This window comes from Leeia sp. (genome assembly GCF_041909055.1).
Lineage (GTDB): Bacteria > Pseudomonadota > Gammaproteobacteria > Burkholderiales > Leeiaceae > Leeia > Leeia aquatica.
Window position 1 is genome coordinate 125,981 of the sequence record NZ_JAYREC010000005.1, and the last position, 21,888, is coordinate 147,868.

Sequence of the window (21,888 nt, forward strand, 5' to 3'; positions counted from 1 at the left end):
GTCAGGCAGCCGGACGCAGAATGCCCCGCAGCGCGGCAATCACCCGCTCAACATCTGCATCGCTCATGCGGGTATAAAGCGGCAGGCTGAACGCGCCCTGATATACCTGCAGCGCGTGCGGGAAATCTTCCGGCTTCAGCGCATAGGTATCACGCCAGTACGGCTGCAGGTGCAGCGGGATGAAATGTACGCTGCAGCCGATGCCACGATCCGCCATCGCCTGGATCAGCTGATCCCGGTTGATACCCGCCTCAGGCCGGACTTGCAGCACATACAGGTGCCAGGAATGGCTGTCACCGGCTATCGTCGCCTTGGGTGGCAGGATCAGCGGCAGGTCAGACAATGCTGCGTTATAGCGCTCGGCCATCTGCTGGCGCCGCTGCTGGAAGCGGTCGGCCTTTTTCAGCTGCTGGATACCCAGCGCCGAGGCAATATCGGTCAGATTGTACTTGAAGCCCGGGGCCACCACTTCGTAGTACCAGGCCGGGGTCTTGGACACATAGCGGTCGAAGGCATCCCGGTTGATGCCATGTAGACGCATGGTACGGCAGCGTTGCGCCAGCGCCTTGTCCCGCATTACCACCATGCCGCCTTCACCGGTGGTAATGGTCTTGGTGGCGTAGAAGCTGAACACCGTGGCCTCGCTTTGCAAGGTACCAATCAAGGCACCGCGATGGCGCGAGGGCAAGGTATGCGCCGCGTCTTCCACTACCTTCAGCCCATGCTGGCGTGCCAGCTGCAGGATGCGGGTCATGTCGCAGGCCAGACCGGCAAAATGCACCGGGATGATGGCGCGGGTGCGCGGGGTGATGGCGGCCTCAATCTTTTCCGGGTCGATATTGAAGGTGGCCGGGTCAATGTCCACGAACACCGGGTGTGCGCCCAGATAGCGAATCACCTCGGCACTGGCCGTAAAGGTGTAGGGGGTGGTGATCACTTCATCGCCAGGCTGAATGCCGATGGCCTCCAGCGCCAGATGCAAGCCGGCAGTGGCCGAGTTGACCGAGATGGCCTGCAATGGGTCCGCCTCACTACTGCCCAGATACTGGGCAAAGTCAGCCTCGAACTGACGGGTCTTGGGGCCGGTGGTCACCCAGCCTGAACGCAGGGCATCGACCACTTCGGCAATTTCTTCCTCGCCGATATCTGGCAGGGCAAACGGTAAGAATGGAGTAGCGTGTTCAGACATCAGGGTTCCCGCTGTTCATCATCAGTATGGCCCATGGCGCACAGAAACCGGCGCGCTAGGACAGGATAATCATGGTTTTGCATGACAAATTCACGCCCGCGCGCGCCCATGGCATCCCGCACGGATTCCGGCAAAGCCAGCATGCGGCGGATACCCTCGGCCAGCGCGGCGGGGTCTTCAGGCGGCACGGACAAGCCGCAAGCGGCATCCTGCACCGCATCGTTGCCCGCTTCTACCGCGTGCAGCACCGGCTTGCCTGCCATCATGTAGTCCATCAGCTTGTTCGGGTTGATGCCGAAGCGATAGATTGGCTGGCGCTGCCAGCCAATGTACAGAGCATCCATCCACGCCAGCGCGCTCGGCACCTGCGTTTTGGGAATGGCGTCCAGAAAGTGTACATTTTCCAGCTCCAGCGCGTGCGCCAGGCGCTGCAAGGCTGGTTTTTCCGGGCCATGCCCGATCAGCACAAAGCTCACTGGCAGGTCTTTCACCTGCGCAGCGGCATGCAGCAACACCTCCATTGCATTGGCCACCCCCATGGCACCGGCGTAGCCGATGACGAAACGGCCTTGCCGTCGCAGCTCCGGCAGCAGGCTGGCCATGTGCTCTGGCAAGGAGTCGCCCAAGTCTTCCTGCCAGTCTGCCACCACAATGCCATTGGGCACATAGTGGAAGCGATCGGCAGGCATGCCATGCTGCTGCAGATGGTGCGACGCTTTCGGCAGCATGCTCACCACCGTGTCGGCATGGCGGCAGATATGATTTTCCCCGGCCTGCAACAGCATGATGAAGGGGTGGCGTGCCGACATGCCCCCCAGCTCCATCGGCGACAGCGGCCACAGGTCGTGCAGCTCAAACACCAGTCGGGCGCCGTATTTCCGTGCCAGCCAGCGTGCCGGGTAGCCATCCAGCGGGTAGGTGGAAGACGCAATCACCACATCCGGCTTGAACGATCCAAGGTGACGGCGCAAGCCAAACAGGCGGCCCACAAAACGAAAAATGTTCAGCACCCGCCCAACACCATTGCCCTGATAGCGAGGCGTGTCCAGCCACAGGTAACGGATACCGTCCAGCCACTGCTCGGTGACCTTGCCGGCGCAATCCGGCTGACGGCTGCGGGTGTGGGCAAACGAAGCCGCCACCATGGTGACCTGATGCCCCATGCGCACCCATTCCCGCGCCATGTAATAGGGGCGGTATTCCATGCCCAGTTGCGGCGTACCCGCGTAGTGGTTGATATACAGGATATTCATGCGCCAGCAGCCTGCGCCAGTTGGCGGTACAAGGTCAAGAGCTTCGCTGCCTCAACCGACCATTGATAGTGTTGCTCCACCGCACGGCGTCCATTCATGCCCAGCACCTGAGCGCGTGCTTCATCGGCCAGCAGCTCGCGTATGGCCTGGGCGATGGCGGCCGGGTCCAGCGGGTCTACACACAGGCCGCAATCGGCATCCTGCACAATCTGTCGCCACAAGGGAAAATCCGACGCGACCACCGGAATGCCTGCGGCCATGTATTCAAACAGCTTGATTGGCAAGGCATCGAGGTAATTAATGATTGGATGCAGTGTCACCAGCCCTACCCGCGCCCGGCCCAGCACCTGCTGCACACCAGCGCGATCCACCACGCCCAGGTAGTCGGTTTGCTGCCAGCCGGGATGCGCGCGGGCCTCGTGCTCCAGCGCGGTTTCATTGAAGGCACCGGCCAGCAGCAAGCGGCTGTCGGTCTGCACCAGCGCCTCCAGCGCCTCCATGATACCGCGCACCCGGGTAATTCCCCCCAGATAGCACACCGCATGCTGCTTGTCCTGCCAATCCCCCGCCGGGGTCAGCTCGGACAGGATGGGAAAGTTGTTGACGTCCACCGTGCGCGGCTGATGTGGCAGAAAACGGTCACGAATGGTCGGCGTCGCCGCCACCACGGCGGAGAAGCAACCCGCAGCCCAGTCCTCCAGCCATTCGAACACCCGGGCAATGCCCCGCCGCAGCGCCGGGCGGATCCAGGGCTTGGCCAGAATCTGCCGGGGCACATCCTCATGCACGTCATACACCACCTGACGATCATCCAGCCGCAGCAGCAAGCCGACCGGGATCAGCTCCGGGTCGTGGAAATGGTAGGCATCGGCCTGCAGCTGCCAAGCCGCGCGACCGACCCGCCAGATTCCCTGCGTCATGCGACGCAGGCGCCCTGTCGGCTTGCCGACATCCTTGACCGTAATACCCTCCACCACGGCATCGCCCAGCCCATCGGCCACCACCAACGTGACCTGATGTCCGCCAGCAGCCAGGCTGCGGCACTGCTTGACGAAAATGCGGATGTCACCGCGCGGGTGAGCGCTGGTCAATACGGCGATCTTCATGCCCGCCCTTCCAGAATACGTTGGTACAAGGCGGCGCATTGCGCCATGTTCTGCGGGAACCAGGCGGTTTCCCGAATGCGTTGATGGTTAGCCAGCATCTGCTGCTGCCAGCGCTCCGGCTGTTGCTCACACCATTGCATGGCCCGCCACAGGTCGTCAGTCAGTTGCTTGACGTCGCGGCAAAGGAAGCCTTGCTGACCATCTTCCACCCATTCGCGGTTGGCAGGCAAATCGGAGAGTACCGGCAGGCAACCGTAGGCCATGGCTTCGAGCAGGCTGACCGGGGTGCTGTCACTCTCCGGCACGCTGACAAACAGCCGGGACCGCGCATAGGCTTGCAACAGCTCGGCGTGGGGCATGAAACCGGTGAACAGCACACTCCCACCCAAACCCAACTCACGGGCCAGCGCCTGTAGCGCCGGGGTGTCCGGGCCACTGGCGGCGACTTCCAGCTGCCAGTCCTGCCAATGCCCATGCTGCTGCAGCACCGCCACCGCTCGCAAGATGGCGTCCACCCGGTACAGGGGCTTATGCAAGCGGCAGGACAGCATGCGTTTGGGGCGGCTGGCCAGATCAAGCGGTGGTGACGGCAACTCGGGCAGACCAAACAGCAACCACTGTCCCGCAACCGTTTGCCCCGCCACCTTTTGCGCCTGCTGCAGCAGCACCTGGGAATCCGCCGTCAGCAAGCGCGCCGCCCGCAGATTGCCCCGCACCATCCAGTGGTGCAGCGGGCTGCGCTTTGGCAACAGCAGCACATCCGAGCCCCAGCAGGACAGCACCATCGGCAGCGCACTGCCTTTGAGGGCTCGCCTGGCATGCCAGGCCACGCTATTGGCTTGATGGACATGCACCAGTTGTGGCTGGTACTGCGCAATCACCTGCCGGATACGCCGGGCTGTGCGCCAGGCACGCAGGCCAAAATCGACCTGCACCACTTCACACAGATTGGGCGGGCACCACTCCGGCCCTGGTTCACCATTGCTGATCAGCACCACCTGGCGGCAATGCGGCGCAATCCCGGCCAGAAAACGATGGGTATGGATGGAGTGCGTGCCAATCAGCAGCAGGGTATCCAGTACCGGGCTCATGCCTGCGCCTCCTGCAGGCATTGCCGCAAGCGTGCCAGCCGTGCCGCACTGAGGCGGACATGGCGACCTAGCGGCAAGTTCAGCATGGTCGCCGCCACCTGCTCCCCCTGTGGGCATTGCCCATCCACATAGCCATGCCCGCTGCTGCCTGCCGGATGCACCACGTGGTTGAACCACATCCCGACCGGTAAACCCGTCGCGTCCTGCAGCGCCTGCATGATGGCCTTGCGTCGCGAGGCGAGCGTACCCTCCAGCAGCAAGGGGAACCGCAGCAAGGCAGCCCCGTCTGGAAGCGGCAAGCAGCGGACCCCTGCCAGCCCGGCCAGCGTCTGCTGATAGGCAATCGCCTGCTCACGTCGCAACTGCTTGGTTCCGGCATAGGCACGCAGCTGCTGCCAGCCCAGATGGGCCGCACCAGTGTGCAGCTGCAAAGGATAGTGTGCCGGGCGTAGCCCTGATAGCTCTTCCGAGGTCGCGTACAGCAGACCGAGGCGACGCAGCACGCCTTGTGTCCAGCGTCCGAGTGTCACCGCGCCGCTGGCGGCCAGCAGATGGCTGAACACCGTCATGCCTAGCTGCAGACGCTGGCGCAGACTGAATACCGGCAGTTGTAACCGCTTTTTTGCCAGAGTCTTCCGCAGTTCCGGTTCACGCACCCACAGCGCACCGCCCATGCCGGTAGTCAGGCACTTGGAGAATTCAAAACTGAAAAAGGCGGCATCCAGCGACCGTGTCGCCAGCACCGGTTCGGGCATGCTGCCCAAGGCATGTGCCAAGTCTGCCACCAGCAGCAGCTGGGGGAATCGCGCACGCAGCGTGTCCAGCCCCAGTAGCGGCAAACCATAATTGGCAGGCAACACCAGTACCCGGGTCCGCGCATTCACCGCTTCCAGCAAGCGTGGCAGGTCATACGTCAGCGTGTGCGGGTCGATGTCCACGTAGCGCACGGTGGCCCCGGCAAAATGGGCGGCATTGGGCACCACCACGCAGGTATAGGCGGGCAGGATCACTTCGTCACCGGGCTGCAGGGCCAGCTGATCCAGCCAGGCATACAGCCCCATGCGGCCCGCACCGTACAGCAACAGCTCGTCCGTCGGGCAACCCAGCTCGTCGGCCAGCGCTTGCTGAAAGCGTTGCAATGCCGGCGCGGCAGGCGTCCACAGCCGGTCCAGCTGCGCGCGCCACCACATCGGCCAGGTCAGGGCAGTACACACCAGCGACATGTCAGGCCGGGCCTCCTGCCAGGGGTTTCTTTTTCACCGCCGGGCTACCCGCGTAGAGCCACCCCCGCTCCAGCCGCCCCTGCACCACCGAATTGGCGGCCACGCACACATCATCTTCGATGAGGGTACCCGGCAGGATCACGCACTGCGAGCCGATAAACACATTATTGCCGATGGTCACGCCAGCCTTGTGTTTGACCGTCGCCATCGCCTGCGTCAGGGTGGGGACATTGCTGACACAAAATACGCTGCAAAAGGGGCCAATCGCCACCTGCTCACCAATCTGCAGGCACTGATCCTCGATCAACAGATAGCCCCAGGGTGCCAGGTGCGAACGTGCGCCCAGCTGGAACTGCCCGCCCGGGGTCACCATCACCTGCACCTGCTGGTAGAGCATGCTACCTGCCCCCAGTGTACAGGCAGATGGCGTCAGCAAGCGCACGCCCTGGTCGAGCCCCGCCCCTGTCGCGATGCGGGCACCTCGCCAGCGTGCCAGCGTCACCCGCAGTCGGCGTTTGGCATAACCCCAGCGTTGCAGCACGCGATCCAGACTCATGCTACCCCCCGTTGCCGGTCATCATGGCGGGCGATATGCCACAGCCAGAGCAGGAACACGGCAAAATAGGTGGTCATGAGTGCCGAGGTCAGACCCAGCCCCCATTCCACGTTGTGCCACACCGTGCTACCGATCAGCAAACCCAGCAGGTAAGCCAGGATGCCGACCACGGCGAAGGCAAAGGCCGTCCGTTGCCGCCCCAGCACCAGCGGCAGGGTCGACAGTGGCGAAGCCACGAAGTAAAGCAGCATGTACGGAGCCAGCCACTGCGCGTAACGACCCGCAGCATCCCACTGCGCGCCAAACAGCAGGGCAAACAGCGGCTCGCCCCACAGCAGCAGGATCACCACCGGCACCACCGCCAACCCACCCAGCATCAGCACCATCTGCCGCACCAGCGGGGCAATGGCCTGCCCGGCGTGGCGCTCAGTGGCAATGCGCTGGTACAGCACCTGAGCAACGACCCCGCCCACCAGCCCGATCGGCGCTTTCAACACCCGGATGGTCAATCCATAATAGCCCAAGGCACTGGCACCACCGGCATGTGACAGCACCCACAAGGCCCCCGTCTCCTGAAACGCAGTGACAAAGGCGTGCATGGCGTTAATGGTCGGGAATTCGCGATAGCGCCAAGCCACCACTTTGATCTGCTGCCAGCGCAAGCGCGCCAGCCAGTGCCCGCCTTGCCGCAAGGCGTCCACCGCCAACCAGACAGCCGCCAGCAGGGTACCCAGCAATTGCCCGAGGATCAGCCCACCTGAGCCAAACTTTGCCCAGCCTGCCAGCCATTGCGTTCCCACCGTGCCACCGCTTTGCAGGAAACGGGAACTGGCCATCACCCCGTCACGACGCCGCCGGTTGGCCCAACACCCCAAGGACTGACCGCACCCCACCGCAAACACGGTCACCGCCAGCACGGGCAGCCAGCGTGCCACTTCGGGGTGCCCCAGTACCCTGGCAATGGTGGTTTCTTCCACCAGACTGAGCGGCAGCAACAGCAGCATCCAGCCAAAGGCGATCAGCAGCGACAGGGCCAGCAGATGCAGCGCCTCGTCGTCGTCCTCCGGCAGCACAATCGCCATCTCATAGCGACCACCCGCCATGACCGCAATATTGCTCATCAGGCCGCTGAACAGGGCGAACAGGCCGAAGTCTGCCGGGCTGTACAGGCGTGTCAAGGCAGGCGCTGCCAGCAGGGGCAGTGCCTGCGCCAGTGTAGCGCCGGTCAGCAGGGTGAGGATGCTGCGGAGGAACCCGCGTTGCGCGGTCATGCCGGGCAAGCTTGCCTCAGGCGACCGCCGCCCGCACCGCATCCACAACACGGTCCTGGCTGGCTTCGTCGAGGAAGGGGTGCATCGGCAGGCTCATCACCCGACGTCCTGCGGCCTCAGCACGCGGGAAACTGCCCGCGCCCAGCCCCAGACCGGCAAACACCGGCTGCAGGTGCAGTGGAATCGGGTAATGCACCGCCGTCGGGATGCCCGCCGCCTTCAGGCTGGCTTGCACCGCATCACGGTTGTCCACTTCGATGGTGTATTGTGCGTACACGCTGCTGCAGCCTGGTGTGAGCTGCGGTGTGGTGACGATGCCGGCCAGCATGTCGCTGTAACGGGCGCCGATACGCTCGCGTGCAGCCACTTCGTCGGCAAAGGTCGGCCACTTGCCCAGCAAAATGGCGGCTTGCAGGGTATCCAGCCGGCCGTTCAGGCCGAGCAGCGGGTGGTGGTATCGGCGGTCCTGTCCATGCACACGAATCTGCCGCATGCGCTGCGCCAGCGCGTCATCATTGGTAAAGCAGGCGCCGCCATCACCATAACAACCCAGCGGTTTGGACGGGAAGAAGCTGGTGGTGGCCAGGGTGCTCAGACCGCAGGAGCGTCGGTCATGATAGCGCGCGCCGAAACTCTGCGCGGCGTCCTCAATCACTGGCAGGCCATGCTTGGCAGCCACTGCGTTGATGGCGTCAAAATCAGCACACTGGCCATACAGGCTGACCGGCATGATGGCGCGGGTGCGCGGCGTAATGGCCGCCTCCAGCAGGGCCGGGTCCAGGTTCCAGCTCACCAGGTCGATATCCACAAACACCGGTTTGGCCCCCACCAGGGCGATCATTTCACCGGTGGCGATAAAGGTAAACGGGGTGGTGATCACCTCATCACCCGGCTGAATGTTCAGCGCCATCAGCGCGATCATCAGCGCGGTGGTGCCATCGGCCACCCCTACACAGTGCTTGACGCCCACATAGTCGGCCAGCACCGCCTCCAGCTCGGCCACCTCCGGCCCCATGATGAACTGCCCGTGGTCCAGCACCTGCTGGATACGTTGGTCAATCGCCGGTTTCAGGTGGCGATACTGGCTTTTCAGGTCAATGAATTCCATGCAATAAGGCTCCAGGAGCGGTCCAGGGTTGCAATCCGGTTAAAGCGGCGAGCAGCGTTCGCTGTCGACCATGTAGCGGGCAGCGCAGGTGGCACAGCTCAGCTCACCGCTGCCCTTGGGCAATTTCTCACCGCACTGGCACATCCAGCCCATGCGCCGTGCCGGGGTGCCTACCATCAGGGCGTACGCAGGCACATCACGCGTCACTACGGCACCGGCACCGATGAAGGCATATTCGCCGATCTCGTTGCCGCAGACCACGGTGGCATTGGCGCCAATGCTGGCACCTTTGCGCACCACGGTGCGGCGGTATTCGTGCTTGCGGGTGACATGGCTGCGCGGGTTGTGTACATTGGTAAACACCATCGACGGACCGCAAAACACATCGTCTTCCAGGGTCACCGCATCGTAGATCGACACATTGTTCTGTACCTTGACGTTGTTGCCGATCTGCACATCGTTACCGACAAACACGTTCTGCCCGAAGGAGCACCGCTCACCAATCCGCGCACTGGCACAGATATGCACCCAATGCCAGATGCGGCTACCGGTGCCAATCTCGGCCCCTTCATCCACAATGGCGGTTGGATGTACGGTATATGCGGTCATTTTGCTTCCTAAGCAGTGCGTTCACGCCAGCGCTGGATCACACGCTTGCCCCAGTGATGTGAAGGCAGTTCAACATGATGATGGATCAACGCAGCCAACCCCAGAGCCAATCCAGCCATCAAGGGTAGGGCCACCAGCGGTGAAACCTGCCATTCTAGCATGAGGCGCAGGCCGCTGTAGCCCAGTACGGCATGGACACAGTACAGCGGGTAGCTGACATCGGCCAGCCAGCGGGTGGGGCGTTGCAGACGGATATGGGCGCGCAACAGATACAGCCCGCCAAACAGCCCGGCTGCAATAGCGTAGCTGAGCAGCAAGTTGGGTGGAAAATGCAGCCAGCGTGCCGCCAGCAGGAACCACAGGGCAAAGCCCAGCCCGATCCACAGCACACACTCCCACCACGGCCAGTTGCGCTGGTAGGCTTGGTGAAACACGATGCCGATGCAGGCGAACACCAAGTACAGCAAGGTTCCCGGTACCGCATGCCCGCTCATCTGCCAGCCTGTGGCCAGCAGCAGCAAACCGGCGGGCAGCAGCAACAGCCCGCGGCTGCCCCGCTGTAGCGGCCCGATGATCAGCAGCGCCAGCAGGTAGAACTTCATCTCGATGTCCAGCGTCCAGACGATACCGTCGATATTGGCTCCGCCCAGCATATCGCGCAGACCGGGCAGCAGATGTAACAGCACGTCTTTCAGGCGATGCGGGAAAGCGTGGCCCTGCCACGCGGCCACGGCCCACAACACCAGCAGCGTCACCGCGAACCCGGCCCAGTACGTCGGCAGAATGCGAAACGCCCGCCCGATCATGAAGCCGCCGCCATCCACTTGCTTGCGGAAGGAGAAAGGCAGCACAAAACCGCTGATCAGGAATAGTGCTCCCACCGCAATCGCCCCCAGATTGAGCGAAAACGCCTGCAGGAAAGCAGCATGCCCTGGCCACAGCGCCATACCTGCAGGCAGCACCGGCATGCCGGTCAGTTCCGCCACCCGCGCCGGACGTTGCCAGAACAGAATGCCGTAATGGAACAGCAGCACCGCCAGTGCCGACAAGCCCCGCAGCAGGTGGGCAAACTCGACCTGATCAGGTCCGGGTGCGGCCTGCGGCGGGCGCATGGACACTTAACCTGCCGCCAGGCGTGACAGCACCAGCTCGCGCGGCAAGGCGGCCAGCACGGCATCCAGGCTTGGCGTTTGCGTGGTACCACACAGCAGCACCCGTACCGGCATGGCCAGCTGCGGGAATTTCAAACCGGCCTCTGCCACTACGGCTTTAAGCTCAGCGGCAATACTGTCCTTGCTCCAGTCCACCAGCGCCTGCAGGCGGGACACCAGCGTCGGCAGGTGTGGCAGCACGGCATCGGTCAAATGCTGGGCTCGCAGTGCCGGGTCGGCTTCTGGCGTGCGGAAGCAGAACGCCAGCGCTTCTGCCAGCTGGCACAGGTTCTCCACCCGCTCCTTGTACAGGCCAACCAGTGCGGGCAGATCAATCGCCTCATCAACCGTCACGCCAATTTTCTCAAGGAAGGGGCGCACCAGCGCGGCGATGCGCCCGGCGTCAGCCTGCTTCAGATAGTGCGCATTCACCCACATCAGCTTCTTGCGGTCCAGCCGTGACGGCGAACCACTGATCTGGCGGGTATCAAACCACTCCACCAGTTGCGCCCGGCTGAACAGCTCATCATCACCATGCCCCCACCCCAGACGCGCCAGATAGTTGAGCAAGGCTTCCGGCAAGATGCCCATCTCGTAATACTGCATCACCGAGGCGGCACCGGTACGCTTGCTCAGCTTCTTGCCGTCTTCGTCGAGGATCATCGGCACGTGGCCATACTTCGGCAACGGCGCCCCCAGTGCCAGCAGGATGTTGATCTGGCGCGGGGTGTTGTTGACGTGATCGTCGCCGCGGATCACATGGGTGATCGCCATGTCCCAGTCGTCCACCACCACACAGAAGTTGTAGGTCGGTGTACCATCTGGTCGGGCAATGATCAGGTCATCCAGCTCGGTATTGCTGATTTCGATACGGCCCTTGACTTCGTCCTCCCATGCCACCACACCGTCCAGCGGATTGCGGAAACGCACCACCGGCTGCACGCCCGCTGGCGGCTCCGGCAAGGTCTTGCCGGGCTCAGGACGCCAGCGACGGTCGTAGCGTGGTTTCTCGCCACGTGCTTCCTGCTCCGCACGCAGTGCGTCCAGCTCTTCCTTGCTGCAGTAGCAGTAATAGGCCGTACCGGCCTTGAGCATCTCGGCCAGAACCTCTTTGTAACGGTCCATCCGCTGCATTTGATAGAACGGGCCTTCATCGTATTCCAGGTCCAGCCAGTGCATGCCGTCGAAGATGGCCTTGACCGATTCCGGCGTGGAGCGTTCGACATCGGTATCTTCCACCCGCAGGATGAACACGCCCTGATGGTGGCGGGCATAAGCGTAGGAAAACAAGGCGGTGCGGGCACCACCGATGTGCAGCTCGCCGGTCGGGCTGGGCGCAAAACGGGTACGGACTGGGGTCATGTCAGCTCAATCATCATGATGAATAGGGTTCAGACCGGATATTTTACGTGAAGCCCTCCCCTTCCGGCTATAATCGCCAGATTGTCCAAGCAATATCCATCCGGCATGTCGTCGAACAAACGCAACACGCGCAACACCGCCCAACCGGCCATGACGCCCCAACTTGGCAGCCTGCTGCGTGAATCGTGGTGGCTGCTGCTGGTGGCCGCCGCCATTTATCTGGTACTGATCCTGATCAGCTACGATCAGGCAGACCCCGGCTGGTCGCACAGCGCACCACCCGCTCCGATTCACAACACGGGCGGCAGCTTTGGGGCCTGGCTGTCAGACCTGCTGCTCTACCTGTTTGGCGGATCGGCCTGGTGGTGGGTCTTGCTGTGCCTCTCCGGCATCCTGTGGGGCTACCGGCGGCTGGATCGCGATGATGACACACCCCGCTACCCCTTATGGCTGTCGCTGGCAGGCTTCTTCGTAACACTGACGGGTAGTTGCGGGCTGGAATCACTGCGCCTGTACAGCCTGAAAATCGCGCTACCGGATGAGCCAGGCGGCATGCTCGGCGCCGCGGTCAGTACGCCGCTGGCCCATACCTTTGGCTTTACCGGTGCCACACTCGTCCTGCTGGCCAGCATCGCCATTGGCCTGTCGCTGTTTGCAGGGGTCAGCTGGCTGCAGTTTGTGGAGGGCCTGGGTCATGTACTGGAAGGCAGCCTGCAGCGCATCACCGGCATCTGGCAAACCCATCAGGACCGCAAGGCGGGCGAGGCCGCTGCAGCCGAACGCGATGCGATGGTGGCCGAAGAAAAACGCCGACAGCAAGACCGTGCGCCGGTGGAAGTGGTGGTGCCGGGTGAACGGGTTGAGCCCTTGATCCTCAACCACCCCACGGCCCCTGCCGAGCTGGAGCCCTTGACCACGGATGACGACACCTCCGTGCCGGAAACCGAGGACGATGTGGTTGACGAGCTGCCGCCTTGGCAGGAAGAGGAAGCGGAACCCGCGCCACCCCCACGCCCAGTCCGCCCGGAGCCGGTAGTGGAAGCTGCACCACAGCCGCGCCGCGACGCCATCCCTGCGGTCAAGATCGAGCCATCACGGCAAGCCATCAAGGAAAAGCAGGCGCCGCTGTTCAGCGACCTGCCGGACTCCCCCTTGCCACCGCTTTCGCTGCTGGCCATGCCGCCCCTGGAATCCGAGACCGTCGCCGCCAGTACGCTGGAATACACCTCACGCCTGATCGAGCGCAAACTGGCCGACTTTGGCGTGCAAGTGCAGGTGGTCGCCGCCTACCCCGGCCCGGTGATTACCCGTTATGAAATCGACCCGGCCAGCGGTGTCAAGGGTTCACAAGTGGTCAATCTGGCCCGCGACCTGGCGCGGGCGCTGGGGCTCGCCGCCATCCGGGTGGTGGAAACCATCCCCGGCAAGACCTATATGGCGCTGGAGCTGCCCAATCCAAAACGGCAGACGGTCAGGCTGTCGGAGATTCTGTGTGCCAGCGTGTATGGCAACTCGACCTCACCTTTGACCCTGGCGATGGGCAAAGACATTTCCGGTACGCCAGTCGTCACCGATCTGGCCAAGATGCCGCATGTGCTGGTGGCGGGGACCACCGGCTCCGGTAAATCCGTGGCCATCAACGCCATGCTGCTCAGCCTGCTGTACAAGGCCACCCCGCAGCAAGTGCGGCTGATTCTGGTCGACCCGAAGATGCTGGAAATGTCGGTCTATGAAGGCATCCCGCATCTGCTGGCCCCGGTGGTGACCGACATGAAACAGGCTGCCAATGCGCTGAACTGGTGCGTGGCGGAGATGGAAAAGCGCTACAAGCTGATGTCTCACATGGGGGTGCGCAATCTGGCGGGCTTCAACCAGAAGCTGGCCGACATGGAAAAGCGCGGCGAACGCCCGACCAACCCGTTTACCCTGACGCCGGACAATCCGGAGCCGCTGGAAGCGCTGCCGATGATCGTGGTGGTGATCGACGAACTGGCCGACCTGATGATGGTGGCGGGCAAGAAGATCGAAGAGCTGATTGCCCGGCTGGCGCAAAAAGCCCGTGCGGCAGGCATTCACCTGATCCTTGCCACCCAGCGGCCGTCGGTGGACGTGATTACCGGCCTGATCAAGGCCAATATCCCGACCCGCGTGGCGTTCCAGGTCTCCAGCAAGATCGACTCACGCACCATTCTGGACCAGATGGGGGCGGAAACCCTGCTCGGCATGGGCGACATGCTCTACCTGCCACCCGGCACCGGCTACCCGCAGCGCCTGCACGGTGCGTTTGTAGCCGACGAGGAAGTGCACCATGTGGTGGACTATCTCAAGCAGCACGGCGCCGCCAATTATATTGAAGGCATTCTGGAAGGCAGTGTCGGCGACGGCGGCAGTGACAACCTGAAGGGCAGCATTCTGGAAGGCGACAGCGAAAACGACCCGCTGTACGACGAAGCGGTTACCTTTGTGCTGAAGTCCCGCCGCGCCTCCATCTCGGCCGTGCAACGGCAACTGCGCATCGGTTATAACCGTGCCGCCCGTCTGATTGAGCAAATGGAAATGGCCGGGGTGGTGAGCCCGATGGAGAGCAACGGCAACCGTACCGTGCTGGTCCCGGCACGTGAGGAGTAAGCCGACCACAGTGGGACGCTGAGCGGCAGCCTCACCTACTGATAGATAGCCATGAAAAAAGCGGGGAAGTCCCCGCTTTTTTCATGGCTATCCCAGTACCCGCCCATCAGCCCTGCCCGGCAAACACCCAGACATGGCGAGATGGCAGCTCCAGATGATCATGCCCGGCTTGCCAGTTTTCCTCGCCAAACGCACGCAGACGCAGCGCGCCAGACTCACACAGCAGCTCCCAGCGATCGCCCAGATACATGCCGGTCACCGGTTTGACGGCCAGCCGGTTGTCACCCGCGCCACTCACCGGGCGCACCCGCTCCAGCCGGATCAACGCAGTAACCGGGTCTCCCACTTTGACGGGCGTACGCGGATCCCCCCACAGTGACCAGCCCTCACCTTCTACCCGTACCAGGCCCCCTTCCATCTGCACCACCTGCCCGACCAGCCGGTTGTTGCTGCCCATGAAATCGGCGGCATACAGGGAGCGTGGTTGACCATACAGTTCCTGAGGCGTGCCCGCCTGCTCGATCTTGCCGTCCTTCAACAGCAGAATGCGATCAGCCATGGCCATGGCCTCGCTCTGATCATGCGTCACCACCAAGGCAGAGAGCTTGAGCCGGATGATCAGCTCCCGCAGCCAGGCCCGCGCTTCCAGCCGCAGAGCGGCATCCAGATTGGACAGCGGCTCGTCCAGCAGGATGACTGGCGGGTTGTACACCAGCGCGCGGGCAATCGCTACCCGTTGCTGCTGTCCACCGGACAGTTGATGCGGGTAACGCTGCCCCAGATGCCCCAGGTTCAGGTTGTCCAGCGCCTGCTGCACCCGCTCTGCGGATTCCCCCTTGTCGATACCGCGCAGCTTCAGGCCATAGGCCACATTTTCCTGCACGGTACGATGTGGCCACAGCGCATAGCTCTGGAACACCAAACCCAGATCCCGTTTCTCGGCTGGCAGCTCGATGCCTTTGGCCGCATCAAACAGCGCCTTGTTGCCATCCAGCAGGATCTGCCCATGGTTGGGCTGTTCCAGCCCAGCCACAGCGCGCAGCAAGGTGGTTTTACCCGAGCCGGAGGCCCCCAGCAGTGCCACCACTTCACCTGCAGCCAGCCCGAACGACACGCCTTTCAGGATCGGGTTATCGCCATAGGCCAAACGCAGGTCCCGCACTTCCAGCTTGGCAGCCGATTGCCGGGCTGCCGCATCACGTTGATTCATGTTCTGTCTCCTCATCCTTCCCGTCAGGGCCACTACCGGCCCTGATCCGACTAGTCATGCAGCTTCACACCCAACTTGAGGGCAATGGCGATGCCGGTTCCCACCAGCAGCACATTGATCAGCGACAACACCGCCACCAGATCCACTGCGCCAGCCGCCCACTGCGATACCAGCATGGAGCCGATCACCTCCGTACCCGGTGTCAGCAGATACACCCCGGTGGAGTACTCCCGCTCAAAGATCATGAACACCAGCAGCCAGCTGGCCAGCAGGCCAAAGCGGATCAGTGGCAAGGTGATCTCGAGGTTTACCCGGGTGCGCGACGCGCCCAGCGTACGAGCACTCTCTTCCAGCTCAGGCGCCACCTGCAACAAAGCGCTGGATACCAGCCGCATGCCATAGGCCAGCCACACCACGGCATACGCCAGCCAGACACTGAACAAGGAAGAGCGCAGTTCCTTCAGCCCCGGGATGAACAGGAAGACCCACAGGAAAGCCAGCCCGGCCAGCAAACCCGGTACCGCACGCGGGATCAGCACCATGTAGTCAATACAACGGGTCAGGATGTCACTGCGGCGATGCGCCACCAGTCCCAGTGCGGTATAGCAGGCGACCGCCAGCCCCCCGCCAATGACGCCAATCAGGATGGTATTGAAAATGGCGCGGATCACCCCGGGTTGCTCGGCCAGATCGCGGAAATGTTGCAGGGTGAACGCTTCCGACCATTGCACCCCCAGACCCCAGTTGGTCACAAAGGCACGCAGGGTAATACCGGACAGCGGCACCACCACCGTCACGAACAGCCAGCCACCGACCAGCGCCAGCGCCATCCAGCGCCAGCGCCCCAGCGGCATCAGGCGTTGCCGGGTAGCTTTACCCTTCACCGCAATGTAGCGATTGGCCGTTTTCAGCAAATGGCGCTGCAACAACACCAGCGGGAAGGTCACGGCAATGATGCAGACTGCAACCGCGGCCATCAGGTGGTAAGACGGCAAGCCCAGCTTGTTGGTCAGCTTGTACAGGTAGGTAGCCAGTACCAGATGTCCTTCGGGGTCACCCAGGATCAGTGGCAGCCCGAAAATCTCGAAACCAAGGAAGAACACCAGCACGCCACTGTACAGCAGGCTGGGCGCCACCATCGGCAGACTGATGCTGCTCGCCACCCGCAGCGGCCCGGCGCCGGTCACCCGCGCGGCCTCTTCCACATCGGAGCCCAGGTTCTTCAGGGCCGCACTGGAATAGAGGTAGACGTGGGGAACGTGGGTCAGACCCGCGATGATGGCAATGCTGGGCAGCGAATAGATGTTCCAGGGGACAGAACCAAACCAGGACTGCCACATCAGTGAGTAGAAACCCACGGGCCCGGTCGCCACCACGTAGCCAAACCCCAGCACGAAGGGGGACACGAACACCGGTATCAGCACCAGGACTTCGATCCAGCGGCGACCCGGCAGGTCTGTACGGCTAAGCAGGAAAGCCAGAGCAGCACCCAGTGGCAAGGCGATGACGATCATGCCGACCGCAATCATCAGCGAATTTTTGGCCGCCATCCAGAAATCCGGGTCATCGAAGATGAACTGGTATGCGGCCCAGCCATACTCATGGTTGGGGAAGAAGAACGGTCCGGACAAGGCACTCTGCCAAAAAACCAGACCGATAGGCAGGAACACCGCCAGTGCCGCCAGCAAAACGACGGCAATACGGGTCCCGCCCAAGCGAGCAAGGGCATTCATGATTACATCCTCAAGCAAGGGCTCAGAACCGGCTAACCGCCTGTGGGTGAGGGTGAGGCAAGGCGAATACGACTGCACAAGCAGGATTCGCCCGGGAGAGACAAGTTCCCCCCGAAACTGACGCAACGCCGTATCGCCACCACACCGCAGACGGTGAACAGATTCTCAGACCGGTGCACCGCCAGGCAGGCGATGCACCGCTGCGTCAATCCATCCGCTTAGTTACGGGCCAGCGCGGCTTTCCACTGCTTGAGGTATTGCAGACGCATGGACTGGTCCAGATAGGTCAGCAGCCCTGCGCCCACCGGGATCGGCTTCATCGCGCCGCCCAGTACCCGGCCCAGATAGGTACCGGTGGAATTGCCTTCCATGTCCGTCCGCACGGCATACAGGTCGCTGGCTGCCAGCAGGCTCTGACCACGGGTCGAGATCAGGAAGTCCAGCCACAGCTTGGCGGCGTTCGGATTTTTGGAGGCCTTGCCAATCAGCGCCAGGCGAGAGATCACCAAGGTATAGTCGGTCGGCAGTACATAGCCAATGTTGGCGTCCTTCTTGGCACGCGTCATCGCGTAGGAGCCCAGCAGGTTGTAGCCAATCAGGTTTTCACCGGAGGAGATGCGCTCCATCATGGCGCCTACGCTGGTCTGCAGCTTGACGTCTGCGCCACCCAGCGCTTTGGCCAGATTCCAGAAGGACGGGTTGGCCTTGCTGTCCTGACTGGCCAGCAGGAAACCCACCCCGGACTTTTCCGGGTCATAGCTGGTGACCTTGCCCTTGAACTTCGGGTTGTTCATCAGCGCGGCAAAATCCGCATGGGTTTTCGGTACTTCGCCTGCGGACACCAGCTTGCGGTTATACACAAACGCAATCGGCTCATAGGTGGTGCCGTACACTTCATCGCGCCAATGCGCCCAATCCGGCAGTTTCTTGGCATCCGGGGAGGTATAGCGCAGCGCATAACCATCGTTGGCCAGCTTGACCTGCAGGTCCATGGCAGAGGACCACAGCACGTCAGCCGAGCCCGCTCCAGCAGCGGTTTCCGAGATGAAACGGTTATACAGTTCGGTGGAATTCAGATCGTTGTACTCGACCTTGATGCCGGGGTAGAGCTGCTGAAAGCTCTGGATCAGCGGTTGAGCCAGTGCCGCATCGGTGGTGGCATAGACCACCACTTTGCCTTCCTTGGTGGCGGCATCAATCACCGACTGGTAGCTGGCCGGGTAACCGGCAGGAACGGCGGCCTGCAGCAGCTGCAGCGGCGCGGCGGCAAAGGCCAGGGTCAGGGCGGTTGTCAGCAAGCGACGGCGGTTCAGCATGATAAGTCTCCTGTTATGGGCTGTCCCAAATGGGTTTGATCCGACCTCTGAGGGTCGATGACAGCCATGTTACGAAGCTCATCCTTTCAACCACCTTTCAATACCTTTCAGGGGTGACAGCCTTCCCTTTCGGTTGTGCTAGCATGAAAACCATTCTGGCTTCCCCCCGGTTTCATCATGCGTATCTTGCTGGTTGAAGACAACCTGCCACTGGCGGCCTCCATTCAGGAGGCCCTCACCGCGGCCCGCTTTGCGGTGGATGTGGTACACGATGGCCGTCTGGCCGATCAGGTGCTGCACAAGCCGGATCACGCCTTGGTGGTACTGGACCTGGGCTTGCCCCGCATGCCGGGGCTGGAGGTCTTGCAGCGGCTGCGGCAGCGCGGCAATGCGGTACCCGTGCTGATCCTGACCGCCCAAGGCAATGTCGAAGACCGAATTCGCGGCCTCGACGCGGGTGCCGACGACTATCTGGCCAAGCCTTTTGATCTCAATGAGCTGGAGGCACGCCTGCGTGCCTTGTTACGCCGTTCACAAGGCGTATCCAGCACCGATCATGTTCTGGGTGGCTTGGTACTGGATAGCAAACGCCGTGCCTTTCGCCTGCATGATGCGCCACTGGCACTGACACCAAGAGAGTTCGCGGTGTTGGAGGTACTGACGCTCAAGGCGGGGAAAACCGTGAGTAAAGATGTTTTGCTGGAGCAAATCTGTAATTTTGACGACAGCCTGTCGCTGGAAGCGATTGACATCTACATTCACCGCCTGCGGAAAAAGCTGGAAGGTTCAGGCGTCAGTATCCTGACCTTGCGCGGCTTGGGCTACCTGCTGGAAACCCAGGAGCCAGAGCGTGCCCAGCCTTAGCCTGCGCAGCAAACTGCTGCTGTGGCTCTTGATCCCCCTGGCCCTGATCCTGGCGGGCAATAGCCATATGACGCGCCAGACGGCACAGCACATGGCCAATGTCGCGTACGACCGTACCTTGCAGGCCTCCGCCCTGTCGATTGCTGAAGGGGTGCGGGTTGAAGACGGCCAAACCACCATCCACATCCCCTCTGCCGCACTGGAGATGTTCGACTATCAATTTCAGGATCACGTTTACTATGCCGTGCGTGGCCCGGACCAGCAGCTGCTGGCAGGCTACGGCGATCTGCCGCGCCCGCCGCGCGCTGGCAAGATGTATGGTCTGGTCTTCTATGAAGCCCTGTACCGGGGCGAGCGCACCCGTTTCAGCACGCTGCGGCGTGCCCTGTTTGACCTGGGGCCGGACGCCAGTGTGGAAGTCATCGTCGGTGAAACCATGAGTAGCCGCGAAGCCCTGGCGGACCAGATCACTCAGGATGCGATCAGCAGCCAGCTCTGGCTGATCGGTGGTACCGTACTACTGGTACTGATAGGCGTGCATTTCGGTCTGAAACCCATGATGCGGCTGCGTGATACCTTGCTGAACCGCAATGAAAATGAGCTCAGCCCACTGCCACTCGACAGATTACCCGGCGAGCTGCGGCCACTGGTAGATGCACTGAACCAGACCATGGCACGCCTGACCCGTCAGCGTGATGCGCGCAAGCGCTTTGTAGCGGACGCCTCGCACCAGTTGCGCACCCCGCTGGCACTGATCCAGACCGAAATCGAGCTGACCCTGCGCCAATCCGACACCGAGGGCATGCGCGCTGGGGTGGCTCGCGTGCATCGTGCCACCCGGCAAGCCATACACCTGGCCAACCAGCTACTCTCCCTGTCCCGTGCCGAGCCCGGCTATGTGGCACAGCTGCAGTTCGAGACAGTCGACCTGCTGCCCCTGCTGCGCGAATGGACGGCCGACATGGTGCCTGCCGCTCGTCGCAAACAGCAGGACCTCGGTTTTGAAGGCGATGGCCCTTGCCTGATACACGGCAACACCTTGTTGCTGCACGAACTGTTGAGTAATCTGATCGACAACGCCATTCGTTACACCCCGGAGCAAGGTCAGATTACCGTATCCGTGCAGACCGAGAAGGCCGCGGTTGTTTTGGCCGTATGTGACAGCGGCCCCGGCATTCCACTGGCCGAACGGCAGCGGGTATTTGAGCGCTTCTATCGCTTGCCGGATGCCCAAGCGGAGGGCTGTGGGCTCGGCCTGACCATTGTCCGCGAATGCGCCGATGCCCATCACGCCCAGATCCGGCTCGACGATGCCACTACGGGAGGGCTGCTGGTCACGGTACGCTTCCCGTTAGCCGCCGCTTGAGCATGGCCGACGCGAGTCGCGATATAGACTTTTACCGCACTTCTTCTACAGCAGGGAAACCACATGAACACGGTGGAACAAGCGTATCAACAGCTGACCACGCGCCTGACGGCACAAGCGGGTGTCAGCGCTGGGCAGATGTTTGGCAAAGCGTGCCTGAAGATCAATGGCAAGGCGTTCATCGCACTGCATAAGGACACCGTGGTGTTCAAACTCAATGGCCCCACGCATGCGAGTACCCTGGCGCTGGCGGATGCCGTATTGTGGGATCCTTCCGGTAAAGACCGGCCGATGAAGGAGTGGATTGCCCTCTCCGCGCAGCACAGTGCCCACTTCCCCGCACTGGCGGACGCAGCGCTGGCCTACGTGCAGCCATCCCGCTGAGTACACCGCCCATGCTTGCCGGACTGAACCACCTGACCCTGGCGACCGCAGATCTGGATCGCAGTTTCCGTTTCTACGTGACCTTGCTGGGCTGCCGACCACATGCCCGCTGGGCACGCGGTGCTTATCTGAGCCTGCCCGGCCTGTGGCTATGCCTGTCACTGGCCCCGGATACCCAGCCACGCAAGGACTACACCCATTACGCCTTTTCGGTCACCGACTTTGACCGGGCCCGACAGTGCCTGCTGGAGGCCGGTGTCACCGTCTGGAAAGACAATCACAGCGAGGGTGACTCCCTGTATTTTCTAGACCCGGACGGGCATCGCCTGGAAATCCACAGCGGCGACCTGCACAGCAGACTGGCCACCTGCCAGCAGCAACCCTATGCCGATATGGTGTTTTTTGACTGAACACCACCCTGCTCTGCCCTGCCAGGGCACAGCCCGGTTTATAATAGGGATGCTCACA

At 62.3% G+C, this 21,888-nt stretch carries 19 protein-coding genes; 5 read left to right on the forward strand and 14 right to left on the reverse strand.

Translation table 11 applies throughout. The features are described 5' to 3' along the window. Position 1 precedes the first annotated feature (1 nt). Genes ACE3O2_RS13475 through gltX form a run of 11 tightly spaced genes read right to left on the reverse strand, consistent with a single transcriptional unit; the run spans position 2 to position 11,919 of the window. Positions 2 to 1,189, reverse strand: coding sequence for a DegT/DnrJ/EryC1/StrS family aminotransferase (locus ACE3O2_RS13475; protein ID WP_374338297.1), 1,188 nt, complete (start codon positions 1,187 to 1,189; stop codon positions 2 to 4). Continuing rightward, entirely contained in the window at positions 1,189 to 2,442 is a 1,254-nt protein-coding gene (locus ACE3O2_RS13480) for a glycosyltransferase family 4 protein (RefSeq protein WP_374338299.1), read from the reverse strand. Before ACE3O2_RS13480 ends, ACE3O2_RS13475 begins: the two co-directional genes overlap by 1 nt. Continuing rightward, entirely contained in the window at positions 2,439 to 3,548 is a 1,110-nt protein-coding gene (locus ACE3O2_RS13485; RefSeq protein WP_374338301.1) for a glycosyltransferase family 4 protein, read from the reverse strand. Before ACE3O2_RS13485 ends, ACE3O2_RS13480 begins: the two co-directional genes overlap by 4 nt. After that, positions 3,545 to 4,639: a glycosyltransferase gene (locus ACE3O2_RS13490; RefSeq protein ID WP_374338303.1), complete on the reverse strand. Its 1,095-nt coding sequence runs from the start codon at positions 4,637 to 4,639 to the stop codon at positions 3,545 to 3,547. Before ACE3O2_RS13490 ends, ACE3O2_RS13485 begins: the two co-directional genes overlap by 4 nt. Then, complete coding sequence (locus ACE3O2_RS13495) at positions 4,636 to 5,862, reverse strand: DegT/DnrJ/EryC1/StrS family aminotransferase (RefSeq protein ID WP_374338305.1); 1,227 nt, start codon at positions 5,860 to 5,862, stop codon at positions 4,636 to 4,638. The genes ACE3O2_RS13490 and ACE3O2_RS13495 overlap by 4 nt, the downstream gene beginning before the upstream one ends. Before the next feature lies 1 nt (position 5,863). After that, a complete protein-coding gene (locus tag ACE3O2_RS13500) occupies positions 5,864 to 6,418 on the reverse strand; it encodes a DapH/DapD/GlmU-related protein (protein WP_205882043.1) in 555 nt (184 codons plus the stop codon). After that, positions 6,415 to 7,689, reverse strand: coding sequence for a lipopolysaccharide biosynthesis protein (locus ACE3O2_RS13505; protein ID WP_374338308.1), 1,275 nt, complete (start codon positions 7,687 to 7,689; stop codon positions 6,415 to 6,417). The genes ACE3O2_RS13500 and ACE3O2_RS13505 overlap by 4 nt, the downstream gene beginning before the upstream one ends. Before the next feature lie 16 nt (positions 7,690 to 7,705). Beyond that, positions 7,706 to 8,797 carry a DegT/DnrJ/EryC1/StrS family aminotransferase gene (locus tag ACE3O2_RS13510; RefSeq protein ID WP_374338310.1) on the reverse strand — a complete coding sequence of 364 codons (1,092 nt, stop codon included), beginning with the start codon at positions 8,795 to 8,797 and terminating at the stop codon, positions 7,706 to 7,708. Positions 8,798 to 8,836: 39 nt separating this feature from the next. Then, the gene (locus tag ACE3O2_RS13515; RefSeq protein ID WP_168877515.1) at positions 8,837 to 9,406 is read right to left on the reverse strand and encodes an acyltransferase; all 570 of its coding nucleotides are present in this window, start codon (positions 9,404 to 9,406) and stop codon (positions 8,837 to 8,839) included. 8 nt (positions 9,407 to 9,414) lie between these two features. Then, positions 9,415 to 10,518: an acyltransferase gene (locus ACE3O2_RS13520; protein WP_168877516.1), complete on the reverse strand. Its 1,104-nt coding sequence runs from the start codon at positions 10,516 to 10,518 to the stop codon at positions 9,415 to 9,417. A 6-nt stretch (positions 10,519 to 10,524) separates the two neighbouring features. After that, on the reverse strand, positions 10,525 to 11,919 hold the full coding sequence (gltX, locus tag ACE3O2_RS13525; RefSeq protein ID WP_374338312.1) for a glutamate--tRNA ligase: 1,395 nt from the start codon (positions 11,917 to 11,919) through the stop codon (positions 10,525 to 10,527). Positions 11,920 to 12,024: 105 nt separating this feature from the next. Between gltX and ACE3O2_RS13530 the strand changes: the two genes are divergently transcribed. Next, positions 12,025 to 14,547, forward strand: coding sequence for a DNA translocase FtsK (locus ACE3O2_RS13530; protein ID WP_374338314.1), 2,523 nt, complete (start codon positions 12,025 to 12,027; stop codon positions 14,545 to 14,547). 106 nt (positions 14,548 to 14,653) lie between these two features. Here the strand turns inward: ACE3O2_RS13530 and ACE3O2_RS13535 are convergent, their stop codons facing one another. From ACE3O2_RS13535 to ACE3O2_RS13545, 3 genes are all read right to left on the reverse strand, one after another. Beyond that, positions 14,654 to 15,757 (reverse strand): ABC transporter ATP-binding protein, encoded by a 1,104-nt coding sequence (locus tag ACE3O2_RS13535; protein ID WP_374338316.1) that lies wholly within the window; start codon positions 15,755 to 15,757, stop codon positions 14,654 to 14,656. Positions 15,758 to 15,807: 50 nt separating this feature from the next. Beyond that, positions 15,808 to 17,490 (reverse strand): ABC transporter permease, encoded by a 1,683-nt coding sequence (locus tag ACE3O2_RS13540; RefSeq protein WP_374338317.1) that lies wholly within the window; start codon positions 17,488 to 17,490, stop codon positions 15,808 to 15,810. 218 nt (positions 17,491 to 17,708) lie between these two features. Then, positions 17,709 to 18,806, reverse strand: coding sequence for an ABC transporter substrate-binding protein (locus tag ACE3O2_RS13545; protein WP_168877521.1), 1,098 nt, complete (start codon positions 18,804 to 18,806; stop codon positions 17,709 to 17,711). Positions 18,807 to 18,983: 177 nt separating this feature from the next. Here ACE3O2_RS13545 and ACE3O2_RS13550 point away from each other — a divergent pair, with 177 nt between their 5' ends. The 4 genes from ACE3O2_RS13550 to ACE3O2_RS13565 all read left to right on the forward strand — a co-directional run bounded on the left by ACE3O2_RS13550 (position 18,984) and on the right by ACE3O2_RS13565 (position 21,830). Further along, positions 18,984 to 19,670, forward strand: coding sequence for a response regulator (locus ACE3O2_RS13550; protein ID WP_374338318.1), 687 nt, complete (start codon positions 18,984 to 18,986; stop codon positions 19,668 to 19,670). Beyond that, positions 19,657 to 21,036, forward strand: a complete 1,380-nt coding sequence (locus tag ACE3O2_RS13555; RefSeq protein ID WP_374338320.1) for a sensor histidine kinase — start codon at positions 19,657 to 19,659, stop codon at positions 21,034 to 21,036. Before ACE3O2_RS13550 ends, ACE3O2_RS13555 begins: the two co-directional genes overlap by 14 nt. Before the next feature lie 63 nt (positions 21,037 to 21,099). Next, positions 21,100 to 21,420, forward strand: a complete 321-nt coding sequence (locus tag ACE3O2_RS13560; RefSeq protein WP_374338322.1) for a hypothetical protein — start codon at positions 21,100 to 21,102, stop codon at positions 21,418 to 21,420. Positions 21,421 to 21,431: 11 nt separating this feature from the next. Beyond that, a complete protein-coding gene (locus ACE3O2_RS13565; protein ID WP_374338324.1) occupies positions 21,432 to 21,830 on the forward strand; it encodes a VOC family protein in 399 nt (132 codons plus the stop codon). Positions 21,831 to 21,888: the final 58 nt, after the last annotated feature.